Source organism: Microbacterium testaceum, from assembly GCF_029761935.1.
Lineage (GTDB): Bacteria > Actinomycetota > Actinomycetes > Actinomycetales > Microbacteriaceae > Microbacterium > Microbacterium testaceum_A.
Genome location: NZ_CP121699.1, coordinates 2,252,076 through 2,264,348, shown reverse-complemented (window position 1 = coordinate 2,264,348; position 12,273 = coordinate 2,252,076). Strand labels below are relative to the sequence as shown.

At 60.4% G+C, this 12,273-nt stretch carries 12 protein-coding genes; 4 read left to right on the top strand and 8 right to left on the bottom strand.

Going from position 1 to position 12,273, the window contains the following annotated elements:
- Positions 1 to 271 precede the first annotated feature (271 nt).
- The 6 genes from QBE02_RS16240 to QBE02_RS10945 form a co-directional block, all read right to left on the bottom strand.
- Complete coding sequence (locus tag QBE02_RS16240; RefSeq protein WP_431844556.1) at positions 272 to 1,732, bottom strand: RCC1 domain-containing protein; 1,461 nt, start codon at positions 1,730 to 1,732, stop codon at positions 272 to 274.
- Between the two features lie 322 nt (positions 1,733 to 2,054).
- Entirely contained in the window at positions 2,055 to 3,515 is a 1,461-nt protein-coding gene (locus QBE02_RS10965) for an RCC1 domain-containing protein (RefSeq protein ID WP_279365741.1), read from the bottom strand.
- Positions 3,516 to 3,761: 246 nt separating this feature from the next.
- Positions 3,762 to 5,078, bottom strand: a complete 1,317-nt coding sequence (locus QBE02_RS10960; RefSeq protein WP_279365740.1) for an RCC1 domain-containing protein — start codon at positions 5,076 to 5,078, stop codon at positions 3,762 to 3,764.
- A 464-nt stretch (positions 5,079 to 5,542) separates the two neighbouring features.
- Positions 5,543 to 6,118 carry a hypothetical protein gene (locus QBE02_RS10955; protein ID WP_279365739.1) on the bottom strand — a complete coding sequence of 192 codons (576 nt, stop codon included), beginning with the start codon at positions 6,116 to 6,118 and terminating at the stop codon, positions 5,543 to 5,545.
- Between the two features lie 77 nt (positions 6,119 to 6,195).
- Positions 6,196 to 6,759: a hypothetical protein gene (locus tag QBE02_RS10950; RefSeq protein ID WP_279365738.1), complete on the bottom strand. Its 564-nt coding sequence runs from the start codon at positions 6,757 to 6,759 to the stop codon at positions 6,196 to 6,198.
- A 112-nt stretch (positions 6,760 to 6,871) separates the two neighbouring features.
- Positions 6,872 to 7,495 carry a hypothetical protein gene (locus QBE02_RS10945; RefSeq protein WP_279365737.1) on the bottom strand — a complete coding sequence of 208 codons (624 nt, stop codon included), beginning with the start codon at positions 7,493 to 7,495 and terminating at the stop codon, positions 6,872 to 6,874.
- A gap of 270 nt (positions 7,496 to 7,765) precedes the next feature.
- Here QBE02_RS10945 and QBE02_RS10940 point away from each other — a divergent pair, with 270 nt between their 5' ends.
- A complete protein-coding gene (locus tag QBE02_RS10940) occupies positions 7,766 to 8,008 on the top strand; it encodes a helix-turn-helix domain-containing protein (protein WP_279365736.1) in 243 nt (80 codons plus the stop codon).
- Positions 8,009 to 8,110: 102 nt separating this feature from the next.
- Here the strand turns inward: QBE02_RS10940 and QBE02_RS10935 are convergent, their stop codons facing one another.
- The gene (locus QBE02_RS10935) at positions 8,111 to 8,848 is read right to left on the bottom strand and encodes an acetoacetate decarboxylase family protein (protein WP_279365735.1); all 738 of its coding nucleotides are present in this window, start codon (positions 8,846 to 8,848) and stop codon (positions 8,111 to 8,113) included.
- Positions 8,849 to 9,355: 507 nt separating this feature from the next.
- Here QBE02_RS10935 and QBE02_RS10930 point away from each other — a divergent pair.
- The 3 genes from QBE02_RS10930 (at position 9,356) to QBE02_RS10920 (ending at position 11,161) form a co-directional block, all read left to right on the top strand.
- The gene (locus tag QBE02_RS10930) at positions 9,356 to 9,934 is read left to right on the top strand and encodes a hypothetical protein (protein WP_279365734.1); all 579 of its coding nucleotides are present in this window, start codon (positions 9,356 to 9,358) and stop codon (positions 9,932 to 9,934) included.
- A gap of 59 nt (positions 9,935 to 9,993) precedes the next feature.
- Entirely contained in the window at positions 9,994 to 10,665 is a 672-nt protein-coding gene (locus QBE02_RS10925) for a signal peptidase I (RefSeq protein WP_279365733.1), read from the top strand.
- Positions 10,666 to 10,738: 73 nt separating this feature from the next.
- Entirely contained in the window at positions 10,739 to 11,161 is a 423-nt protein-coding gene (locus tag QBE02_RS10920) for a response regulator transcription factor (protein WP_279365732.1), read from the top strand.
- A gap of 648 nt (positions 11,162 to 11,809) precedes the next feature.
- Here QBE02_RS10920 and QBE02_RS16235 read toward each other — a convergent pair.
- The gene (locus QBE02_RS16235; RefSeq protein WP_431844555.1) at positions 11,810 to 12,193 is read right to left on the bottom strand and encodes a BLUF domain-containing protein; all 384 of its coding nucleotides are present in this window, start codon (positions 12,191 to 12,193) and stop codon (positions 11,810 to 11,812) included.
- Positions 12,194 to 12,273: the final 80 nt, after the last annotated feature.

The following is a 12,273-nucleotide window of genomic DNA, read 5'->3' as shown; positions in this document are numbered from 1 at the left end:
GCCATCCAGTACGACCGCACCGCGAGCCGGTTGGACGCCTCTGCAGAACGCTCACGGCGCCCTGAGCCAAAAGGGCAAGGGCAAGTAACAACGGTGTTGGGGTGCGGTCGGGAACCTCGACCGCACCGCAGCATTGCCTAGGCGGGCCGCCGCAAACTGACATAATAAAGACTATCGGTTCGTATCCGCCAGGCATGTCTCACAAGCCCCAGGCGATCCTCCGCCCACCAGCCGCCCATTTCGTCCGAAAGAGCTGGCGTTTGGGCGAGAGCTACCCGTTCGCGGTGGCCTCGGCTACGCCCGACTTCCACCCGGCGTACGTGTAACTCACGGAATATCGCGTTCCGGGTGGTGGGGCACAATATCCGCCTTTGAGTGCCATGCCGGATGGACAACTGCCGGGGCCACGAACTTGTGACGGAGAGCCAAGAGTGGACCCATCCCCGCTGCCGCGGGGGCCGTTTCCCCAGGCCCATATGTTTGTTCCGGAGCCCTGGGATGGTTGAACGATGCCCAACGCTTGAGAGCCGGAGATGCTGAGCGACGTGAGACTTTTGGAGGTGGCAGACGTGGCCGTGACCGGTGTAGAGCTTGATGTCGTTGTTCCGTCCATCAATAGTCCCACGTCGTTCGAACCCCAACACAGTACTTGTGAATCGGTTCTTTGTGCGCAGGCGCTAATCGCTCCTGCGTCGATGTAATTGAATCCACCGGAAACGATTACCTCAGGAAGAATTCGAACAGGTGATACATCATCTTGCATTGACCCCCACGTCCAAATGCGTCCGTCATAATCCTGCGCAATGACGAAATACGCACCGGACGAGACTTGCTTGAATCCGTTCGCGCCTACTTGGCTTTGGAAAGAAACCGCCGATGGTTTGCTCTTTACCGAAGAGTTCCGACCCAGCTGACGTTTCGAGCCATCGCCCCAGGTTAGGACATCTCCTCCGGTGCTCCGCGCTGCGGCATGCTCCGCACCGGCCGAGACGGCTGTGACGGTAACATCCGGAACAGCGGTTGGGTAGACCCTGTCGACTGTATCGCCGAGGCCCAACTGATACCGATCATTGTGACCCCACGAATACAAGGTGCCAGTCGGGGTGATCGCGTAGCTTGCGTAGAGGGCGTTCGTCAGATCTCCAAGCGCGCCAATTGTGACCCCCGCAGGGAAAACCACTTGTACCGGAGAGTAGCGTTCTGTCGTTGATCCGTCGCCCAACTGCCCGAAGGTATTACGCCCCCAAGCCCAGACAGACCCATCCTCGAGGAGCGCTAGCGAGAAGCCCCCCGAGGAGGCCTCTACTTGTGTGGCCTTGGCGCGCAGGGGGACGTAGACGGGGAGCGTCGAATCGTAGGTGCCGCCAGTACCGAGCTGTCCGTGATCCCCCGTTCCCCAGGCCCACACCGTTCCATCCTGCGCAAGGGCGAGGACGTGATTGTTGCCTGCCGAAACTTGAACGAATTGCGTAGCCTTGGGCGCGGAGGAGGGGTCGGTGTATGACTGACCCGTGCCGGTATACACGGTCGTCGGGGACTGACTGGGCAGAGTGCGCTGCACGCTGTAAGTGATGCCATTGGATATGCCGTTTGCCTGGGCCCAGGTCTGCGACGTAGCAGATGACCACGACACGACGTTCCCGCTCGTGCTGTCCGGCGCGATGGCTAGGTTGGTCGGAGCGCCCAGAGTTGCGGAGGCAATCGTGTTCCCGCTGATTTCCTTCGATGCCATGAACCACGCACCTGTGGCGGAAGCTGGGGCCAGAATTCCGGTTACGACGGCTGATGCCAGAGCGGCTGCCGCAATGCTCGACCGTATACGTGCGCGTCGTCGAGAAGGGATTGGCTTTGACATTCTATTTCCTAAAGTCGTTGGTCGCGGAATGGATGCTGAGGGGAGGCTGATAGGGGTTGCACCTCCCCTCAGCTAGCCGCCTGTGTGGGGCGGCCATGGGAGCAGTGGTGGGATTCATGGGGGAGAAACCCTGCTCCCAGCTTAGGAATGAGATCAATTCCGCGTGTTGCTGGTTGCGAAAACATTCAGCCTTCAGGCGTTATTGCGCCGTCGCTTGGGCTGTTGAAGAAAGCCACGATCTGAATGCATAGCTAACTGTGTATACGGCAGTTCCCGTAGGTGCGCAGTAGTTCTCACTATTAAGCGTTCCTGAACTGCATCCGGCAAGGCCGCCCCCCCGCTTTAAGCTCAGCGAGTCCTGAAGGCGTTTCGGGCTCAGATAGAACACATTTCCCGTACTATCGTTAATGCCGAAGAATGTGTATGTCTTGTCCGACGCAGTGCCCCATCCCCAAAGATTGTCGGACGAATCCACGTAGTAGCTCTGCGACGTTCCTACGAAGATGTCTCGCGGTGCTGGAGACGAGGAATTGTTCACACGCACGAATTCTGTCGACACATTCGGGTTTGTCCCGTTTCCGAGCTTCCCCGTCGAACCTTTGCCGACGCTCCACATGCTTTTATCGTCCGACGATATGATTGTTGTTGTCCCAGATCGTGTTTGCGCATCCGACCATTGATGGCCCTGAGGAACTCTGACAGTGGTCGGGGTGGTAATTACGCTGCTGCTGCTGCCCGAGGGTGCGAGCTGCCCAGTGGAGTTATCACCCCAGCCGTAGATTAGGCCGTCCTCGCCAATGGCAACCGCGGATTGGGTATCCGCGGAAATCTGGCTAATTTTTACTGGCGTTTGCGCCTGTACAGGAGTAGTGCTGTTGGTCGTCGTCCCGTCGCCGAGCTGACCGGATTTATTTGCCCCCCACGACCACACTGTTCCATCGGTGGCAAGAACGGTTTCGGCTTTTGTTAACTGTTTCACAGATCTCCCTCCGGGCAGAGTGATCGGCGCAAAGCTGGTGCTGCTCGGCGAAAAGGTTCCGCTGTCAGAAGATCCCCCTCGTTGCCAGATTTTTCCGTCCGTGTCGACAGCAATGATGGTGCACACCCCTGCAGCAATTGCGTCTTTTACGCTCTTGTTCGAGGGCAGGCGAAGCTGTCGGGGGCTGTCCGCGCCGTTCCTGTCACATCCGCCATTGACGTTAAATCCCCATGCGTAGAAGGAGCCATCCGTCGCCGTTGCGACCGCGGTGCTGTCATACATGCTGATGGTGGTAATCTGCGGGCTTGTTTGGAACAGAACCTGTTGTGGTGTATTTGCCACTTGATTGCCGTTCCCGACGCCGTACGTGTTAAATCCCCACGTCCACACGCTGCCGTCCGACTTGACGTAGCCAGCCCACTTATTCCCTACATCAAAGTTGCGCGCTTTTCCTGACTGGGCAACAGGGTAAGCATCGGTATAGGTCGTGGTAGTGGCGCTTGTCGAGAGTGTGGTGGTTTTCCCATCGACCGTTTTGGTGATCGTGTATGCAGGCTCTGCTGAGACGTTGTTCGACGTGGCCCAAGGCTGTTGGAGGGCGCTCGTCCACGAAATCGTGACCCCGTTAAAGGCGGTCTTGGCCGTCAGCCCCGCGACGGCTTGAAGGCTTGCGGAGCTCATCGAGTTATTCACGACTTTGCGACCGTTCGTGAACCACGCGCCTGTCGAGGCCGGAGCCGCGAACACCCCCACTATGAGGGTAATCGCGAGGGTTATCACTGCGAGGCGACGGCGACGGTGGGGTGTGTACCGGTTACCGAGAGCAGCGTCAGCGAGAACTCCGCGTCGGGTTGGTTGCGACGATTTTAGACCTCGGTCAGCGCGAACTGCAATCGCCTTGTTTCCGTCCGAATTCTTCACCGATACTCAATTCTGAGGACTGGCCACAGATGGGCCTGAGAGCCAAGATTGGTACTTGTACGAAACGGAATACTCAGGGTTTTGAGTCGGCACGCAGTACCCGTCGCTGTTCACGTTTTCCCCCGATTTGCAAAAGACTCGAGGATCCGGTGGAGCGCTAATAGCTTCGCTTCGAACGCGTTTTGGCGTCTTGTAGTACTGGGTCGACGAGTCATTGTTTCCAAAGTATGCCCGGCCTCCCTCGGCGGCTAAACCCCACCCGTAAAGATCGCTCGAACTTTTGTCGAAGTAGTAGCTCTCAGACTCCCCCATGAAAATTCTCCACGGAGTGATACCGCTTGGGGTAGGCATTTTTTGGGGTTTGTTCGAGTAGTCGGAGACTTTGTCGTCTGTGCCCAGCCGTTCGTTCCGGTCCGAGCCCATTGCCCAGACCGTGTAGTCATCCGCGCGGAGGGTTGCTACGTAATTCGAGACTTGAACCTCGACCCAGGCTACTCCCGGTGTGCTTACTGCGGTGGGCGTTGTGACGTAAAGCCCTTCGTTGCCGAAATTGCTATATCCGTTTCCGACCTGTCCCCATCGGTTATCACCCCATGCATAGTAGGTGGAGGATCTGTCCGCGAGGGCGACGACGTTGCTGGCGTCTGCCGAGAGTTGAGCTATTGGTAGGGAGATGTTTTGTGCTTTGACGGGAGTGTCGCTGTCACTGCGTGTGCCGTTACCGAGGCGGCCGGAGCTGTTCGGGCCCCACCCCCACACGGTCCCGTCTGTAGCCAGGACTGTGCGGGACTTTGTCAGCTGCTTAACGGTGAGACCGCCGGGGAGGGGGATACTGCTAAAACTGGTTTGCCCAGAAGACCCGGATCGGGCCCAGACGGTCCCAGAATTGTCCAGTACGAGAAGGGTGCAGTCACCGGCTAGCGACACGGCGATGGGCGAGACGTTGTTTGGCATCGTCGCCTGGACGGGTGTCCGTGCTATTCCGCCGCATCCCAGCGCACCATATCCCCACATCCATACGGAGCCGTTCGAGCTCAGGGCAACGGCCGTTGAGGATGCGAACGCGATGCTGATGATGGGGTTGTTGTCCGGAACCGAAGCCTTCTGCGGGGTGGGGTTGTAATTCTGGCCGTTTCCAAGGGCTCCATTCTCGTCGTATCCCCAAAGCATGACGGATCCGTCGTTTTTGACGTATCCCGCGAATGTGCTCCCCGCGTCGTACGTGACGGGGGTGATGGAAACGCCTTTGCTGTAGGGGTCCGTGATGGACAGGTTCGTTGTGGAACCGAGGGGGCTGGACTGCCCGTTCAGTGTGCGTGTCACTGCGTACGTCGGCTCGGCGCCGACAGAGTTACTCGATGCCCAGGGCTGTTGCAGAGCACTCGTCCACGACAAGTTGACGCCGGCTGCGGTTTTGACCGCGCTAAGGCCGCTGACGGGCTGAAGCCGAGCCGCAGTCAGGGAGTTACTTGGAACGCTCTTAGCTGCGGTGAACCAGGCCCCGGTCGAGGTCGGCGTCGCGATGATTCCTGTAAGGAGAACGCCGACAAGAAGGAGCGCAGAAAGGTGACGTGATTGACCCTGTGATGACCAAACTCGGTTGCGGGTTGAGCGGGTGGGGGGCATGACAGCTCCTGCGGGTCTTGAAAACGTCAAAAGCCGGATGGTGTAGTCCGGGCGCGCCGTACGGTGCCGGGTGAGCGCGGCTAGGAGGGTGCGAGGTCTCTACGTGGCGCGGATGGAGAGCGGGGGGCGCCAGCAAACACCTGGCGCCCCCCGCGGCCGACTTAGGCAGGGAACTGAGCGCCAGCCTGGATTGCGTTCACCGAAAGCGTGAACGTCAGGGTCTTGTTCTGCGCCGAGTTGTCGGTGCTGGAGGGAAGCCATGCACGGAACTTAATGACCGCGGTTCCGCTGGCAGCGAGCGAAGACGAGCTGGGGATGGAGACGCTTGAGAGGGCGTCGGCGGTTGTCTTGTTGGACCAGGTCGTGCCACCGTCGGTGCTGTACTGGACGTTGACCTGCTTTGCGAAGTCGCTCGAGGTCGAGCTGACAGCGGCCTTCCAGTCGATGGCCGCCGTTCCGTTGTTGCGGACGTTGATGTTGAACGTCTTCGCCTTGGTGGCAACGTCCGAGTCTGCGACCGGGAGGACGTTGCTGAAAGTCAGCGGGGCGGTGGAAGATGCGTCGTCGCCGACGTTTCCGATCACAACGGTGCCGGAGGCGAGGGTGTTGCTGGCGACGGTCTTGTCGGCGGTGAAATAGGCACCGGTGGCGACGGTGCCGCCAAGGCCCATGGTGAGCAGGGCGATGGATGCGACGAGGACCTTCTTCTTGGAGAAGGAGGATTTGGTTGTGGACATTGGTTCTTCTTTCTGGTGCGGTGATTTATCAGGCGCCCATGTTGGGCATCTGAGTGGGTGATATTGGTCGGATAAGTTCAGGAGAACGGTGCGCCGACTTGAATGCCATTCACATTCAGTGTGAATGAGACTTGCTTACCCTGGGTGCTGTTGTCGGCATTGAAGGGCAGCCAAACCCGGAATGCCACAACTTGGTACTTGCCAGGGTCGATGGAAGACGTGGAGAAAATTTTGGACCCACTCATCGCGCTGACGCTTGTCGCATCAGACCAGCTGCCGTTGCCAATTTGGTACTGAATGCGAGCTTGATTGGCGAGCTCGTTTGTCGAGGTGAGCGTGTAAGACGCGTTCCAATCGATGGGTACGTTTCCCTGGTTGTCGGCGAACACCAGGAACGTTTTTGCTTTGCTGGAGACTTCGCTGTCGGCAAGTGGAATCAGATTGGTGAAGGAAACTGCGGCGGATCCGGACGCGATTTCCCCCAGGGTGACGGTCGCAGAAGTGAGCTGGTTGTTGGCCACCGACCTGCTGGTGGTGAACCATGCGCCCGTAGCAGCCGTGCTCCCCATGCCGATGCTGAGGAGAGCGATCGAGGCGAGGAGTATTTTCCGCGTCGAGGAGAATGTGGGGCGAGATTTCATTCGAATCCCTTGTGGTGTGCGCCAAGGTGGGGACGACGCGGCGAGCGACGGTGCTGTGGCGTGTGGCGGTCAAGGTGCCGGGAGGGGTGGTAAGGCGACATGAGCGGGTTCTTTAGAAGCCCTGCTGAACGGCTCGAACGGAGAGGTTGAGCGACACTGTCTGTCCCTGGTATTCGTTCCCCACTGACGCGGGAAGCGTGAGGGTGAACGTCACTACCGTGCTCTCCCCCGGCTGAAGAGTGCCGAGCGAATGCGGCCCGGAGTTGCTGAGCGGGGTCTCGGCGGCGATCCCGATGGAGCTATCCGTCTTCCACAGGATTTGTTGTGTCAAGGCGACTGCCTTGTCGGTTTGTGCGAGAGCGGTGAGCGTAACGGGCACGTTCGCTACGTTTTTCAATGACGCACGGATCGAGACCGGGTTTGCACCAGGGAGCAGCTGGAGAGCCCCATCGACGAGCGCGGATGAGTCGATCTGGACGTCAGACACGGCGATGGCGTTGCACTGCTGAGCGGTGTCGGCGTGTGCAGCAGGTGTTGGGATGGCGGCGCCAAGGAGCAGCACTAGGCCCAGGACACTCGATAACGCCACGCCCATTCCTGCAGTGGCCCCTGAGTGAGTCCGCGAAACCTGACTGCGGCGACGGCGGCGCGCATGGGCGAGCGCCACGGCACCGCTGACTAGGAGCGCGACAGCGACGATGCATGCAAGCAGGATGTCCAGGGTCGAGCCCGTCACCGCGAGTCCCGAGCCTCCGGACGCTGAAGTCATAGGGACTGCCGGGGAGGGCGTCACCGGCACAAAACAGTCCACTTGGAATCCTTCGGTACAAAAAGGGTTGAAACGGGTCGAGTTGGACACTAGCGGACTGTGATGGTTCTAAACAAGTTTTTACTCTGTCTGCGTGCATGCCCGCTCTAGTACGTTTCACGCAAAATCGCGCCGGATCAGGCCGTTCCTTGCCAGATGACCCGTAAACTGTGGCGAGTCCGTTACCCCGGGAGCGTCATGCCCAATCACCTCGAGCACCTGTTTGCTGGATACCCGCCGATCCTCTCCGCGAAGGACCTCGCGGAGGTGCTCGGGCTCAACAGCAAGACCGTTTACGAGTACCTCCAGTCCGGAGAGCTGCCCGCGTACCACGTCGGCTCGAAGTGGGTCATTGTGCGGGATGAGGTCATCGAGCACATCTCTCGCACCTCGAATGTGACGGAACGAAAGCCCACGGGCCTCGCGGCAGCTGCGATCTGAGTCACGCCGCTCATCTACCGGGTGGTGACGGGTTAGCGGGTTCGCCCTCGAATATCCGAACAGTGGGCCGCGAGAAAGATCAATTCTCCCCCGCTGGCGTGTTCAGTAGCGGTGAATGGCTTCCGCTTCACCAATGGACCATGTGCTCTCGAAGGAGTGGCAAGAGCCGATGTGCCGAATCGGCAGCTGGTCGAACGGTGCCATGATGTGCCCGCTCAACGTCAGTCGTGCTGGAACTTTGTACGCCTGACTGACGTCAACCTGCGAGCTCCGTAGTAGGAACAACGTCGGCTTCGCCGGCTCGCCCAACGCTGGCCTCCCGAGCACCTTCAAAAAGAACTTGGGTCGTTGAAGGAATGTGACGGCGTCGTCGATGAACATCGGCTCGCTGCGGTACCCCGCGCTCCCTTGAACCACGACTGTGTCGCTTACCGTGAGAGAAAAGTTGCTGGCCCCGTCCCGGTGAACGAGGGAGCCAACCCCGTAGAGGATGGGCTGAAGGTACGCCTCGCGGTTGTGGATGATCGAGGTCACGTTGTCGGTGTAGACGGCTTGAATGTAGTCCCCCGTCACTCCCGCCGGACTGACGGCCTCAATCGACTGGGTGACCTCCAGCAGCGGAGTGTCGCCATGTGACTCGAAAAACTGAGTGAAAAACACGCTGGCGCGCGGGATCAGAGGTAGCTGAAGCGGCTCGGGAAGAAGTTTCCTCGCCGCATGCTCGTCGGTCACGTAATCGACGCGCAGAACGCTCCGCTGGATGTGCCGAGCCCCCGAATACGCGATGACCGGCACATTCGCTGGCGTAGTCAGCATCTGTAATACGTCGGAGCTCAACACGGGCAGCATCCTAAGTTGACTCGGACTGGACCAGCTGCTGCCTCAGCCGTTGTCGTCTTTCCGCTATCATCCGACGACTATCAGGGCCTCCGCTCCGTCTTTTGCCAGCCCACGCAGTCATCCCGTGTCCGCCTGGCAGACGAATGCTCAGCGACCGGTCGCGAGGTGACTCCTCTCCTGTGTCTTCATGATCCCGAGGAGGACAGCGCCCATCGCAACCATGCGAGTAAGGCTTATCCGAGGACAGACCGCTGGGGCCAGCGGCGGCTCTTTCGCAAAACGGTGGTCAAGGGATGTGCAGACCCTGATATGGTGTGCCCAATCCGTTTTAAACCGATTCGACCCGTTACGAACCGATCTGCATCGAGTACAGGCTCCGATGCTGCTGATCTCCGTCGTTGCCGAGCCCGAGGCCCGGTGGATTTGAAAGCTCGACGGGCGACCGCGCGTCGGGAGAACGTGTGTTTTCGACCGCCGGAACTCGGCCACGAAAGGACCCGCGCCGCTGTGAACGCCCTCACCATAAGTCCCGCGGAAACCCGCGTAGTCCTGGTCGCTGCGGTGATTCTGACGCTCGGCATCACTGGCGCCACAGTGCCAGCCGGGCGACCCACCCCCGCGACAGAACGCCCCTGCGCACACACCCCCATCCTCCTCGGACAAGGCGCCGGCGGACCCGTATCTACCTGCGCGACATCAACGCTCTCCACACCGCAGTTCCAAGAGGAAACCGGCGCGTACGCCTTCGCGATCACGACCCACAACACCGGCGACGAGGCCATCGATTGGACCCTGGGCATCGAACTCGCCAGCGTCCACACGGGAATCCACGATGTGATGCTGGCCGTCAGTGTGACTGGCGGCGCAACATGGTCATCTCCACTCGACATCGACACGTCCGGCAACCCCGCCTTCTGCGCCGTACGGCCCCTTGCCCCCGCATCTACACAAACCGTACTTTTCCGCGTGTGGGTGCCCGCGAGCACAGATGAGCGGCACCTGACCCTCACGGCCGTCACCACCCAATCTTCCGTGCGTCCCACCCGGCAAAGGCTGCCGTGGAGTTGGCTCTTCCGCTCCCCCTGAGCTCAGAGACAGTCCCTCCCCCGATTTCCCCCGTCCTCACCACACCGTTTGGAGGCGCCGTGCGTATCCTCTCTCTTCTCCGCTGGAGCATCGTGGGCGCGCTGCTCACCCTCCTCATCGCCCCCGCCGCCATCACCCTTGTCACCGGGACCCAGCTCGTCGTCGTCGACGGCAAGTCCATGACGCCCACCTACGACTTCGGTGACCTCGTCCTCATCGGCTCCCCCACCCCCGAAGACTTCCAACCCGACCACGTCGTCACCGTTGGACGCCCCGACGGGAGCATGTACACGCACCGCATCCAGGAGATAACTGACGGAAAAGCACTCCTCAAAGGCGACGGCAACACCGCAGCAGACCCCGACACCATTACCTACGACCAGCTCGTCGGCGCGGTCCGCGGGCATATTGGTTCACCCCTCGCGCCCTTCCTCGCGTACGCGCAAACCACTCCTGCACGTATTAGCCTCGCCGTCCTGATTCTCGCCCTCATCATCTTCCCCCTGGAACGCCGACCTGCTTCTGCCACAAAGGACAACACCAGCAACGCCGAGGAGACCAACCCTAGGACCGAGGATGACAGCTCCCCCACCACGAGTGACGAAGCCGCCCCCGCACTCGAGGACATCTTCGGACTCAGCGAACAAGGGCGCGCGCACCCCGAAGAGCCACTTCTCCTCCCGCCCGGCGAGCAGCACACTCACACGCGCCGTCAGTACCACCAGGGTTGAAACCGCTCAGCCCACCATCCCTCCCCGCCTGAGCGGGCGAAAATCCTCACCTCTCGCAGAAATGGCCACCGTTATGAGCCTTCTCAGGAACCAACCGGAAAGTACAAACAGAGCAAGCTTCTCCGACTGCCCCACCGCCGTCGTCGTCGATGACGACCCCCACGTCCGCTCCCTGCTCAAGCAGATCCTCGAAAGCGCCGGCTACGCCACCGACACCTTCGATAACGGCGCCGAAGGCGCCCGCGCCGCACTCGCCATCCGCCCCGACCTGATCACAATGGACGTCACCCTTCCCGGCATGGACGGGATTGAAGCCATCCGACGCGTCCGCGCCGCCGGGGCCGACACCCACATCATCGTCGTCTCCGGGCTCCACGACGATGCAGACAAGATCTCCGCCTTCGACGCTGGCGCCGACGACTACGTCACCAAACCCTTCCGCCCACGCGAGCTTCGAGCCCGTGTCGACGCCTTGACTCGGCGCCTCAGCCGATAGCTCCCTTGTCGCTCATCGTCGAAACTCGATGCTCACTAACCCCTCCGCCCGTGCTTGGCCTCATCCTCGCGCCCCCACGCATTAAGAGCTCGAGAGCTAACGCTTGGGCTCGCCAGGTCAAGGGCCGGGCAGATTGAGCGCAGGGGTCCACCAGCTCGTCGACGGGCGCGGTCGGTCGTTCCCAATCACAGCGCAGTGAGGCGCCGCGAGAACTTCATCAAGAGGTATCAACTCCATCGCTTCAAAAGTCGTGCGGCAAGGCCCCAGTCTGTCGAGGTCGTTGGCGAGAGCGCGGAGGGTGCTGATGCCTGCGTACATCGTTCTCCATCTCCTAGCTGAGGTTCGCGGCGTTGCCGATTGCTTCTCTTCGGATCGCTCGCCTGGCCTCTGTAGTCCTAGGTCACCTCGGAACTCGCTGGCCTCTGCCATTGTGCGGAGGGAGCGCCCGCCCCCACAGTGCAGGACAGTTCTTTTGGCCGCGCCTCGCTGGATACTCGCTCGTAGACGGCGTATTTGAGGTACCACCAGTGGCGCTGATCAGTGCGGGAGCTGCTCTCGCGCTCCGGGGTGGATCCCACACCGTCCACAGCCGGCGCGGTGTTTCCGAGCTCGATCCGTCGTTCGATCGCGGAAATGAGGAATGCCGCTTCACCCGTGCTTGGCTCCAGCATGCCAATTATCGTCACAAGGATGCACTGAACCACGTAAACCGTAGCGTTCACCCGTTCCGGCATGGCAGTCGAAGAGCATGGGGATGTCAGCGTACTGACGTCTCCCAGTCCGCTCGATGCGCGAGAAGTGCATGTGCTCGTGTCGAACGTCCTTGACGATGCGGGCTAGAAGAGTCGAGACCGCCGCGCGTGGCCCCTCGATTACTTGAAAGAAACGTCCACTCGTAAACCGGAGTATCCCGCCGACACCAACCGAGGAGTTGTGGGCACGGCTCCTGGCTACCAGCGCTTGAAGATCATCCTCCGAATAGGGCTGGGTGGCGTAACTGGAGTAGGAGACGGATATCCACGCCTCGGCCAAACGATTACCCTCCGTGATTACCCTGACGCGAGGGCGAGTTGTCCACCCCCCGGCAGCTAACTCGCCCTCGCAGTGGTTGA

Excerpts from the sequence above, each read along its gene's own strand:
- QBE02_RS10920 (WP_279365732.1), top strand. The coding sequence starts at position 10,739 with ATGAGCCTTCTCAGGAACCAACCGGAAAGTACAAACAGAGCAAGCTTC.
- QBE02_RS10950 (WP_279365738.1), bottom strand. The coding sequence starts at position 6,759 with ATGAAATCTCGCCCCACATTCTCCTCGACGCGGAAAATACTCCTCGCC.
- QBE02_RS16240 (WP_431844556.1), bottom strand. The coding sequence starts at position 1,732 with ATGGCATCGAAGGAAATCAGCGGGAACACGATTGCCTCCGCAACTCTG.
- QBE02_RS10965 (WP_279365741.1), bottom strand. The coding sequence starts at position 3,515 with ATGAGCTCCGCAAGCCTTCAAGCCGTCGCGGGGCTGACGGCCAAGACC.
- QBE02_RS10940 (WP_279365736.1), top strand. The coding sequence starts at position 7,766 with ATGCCCAATCACCTCGAGCACCTGTTTGCTGGATACCCGCCGATCCTC.
- QBE02_RS10955 (WP_279365739.1), bottom strand. The coding sequence starts at position 6,118 with ATGTCCACAACCAAATCCTCCTTCTCCAAGAAGAAGGTCCTCGTCGCA.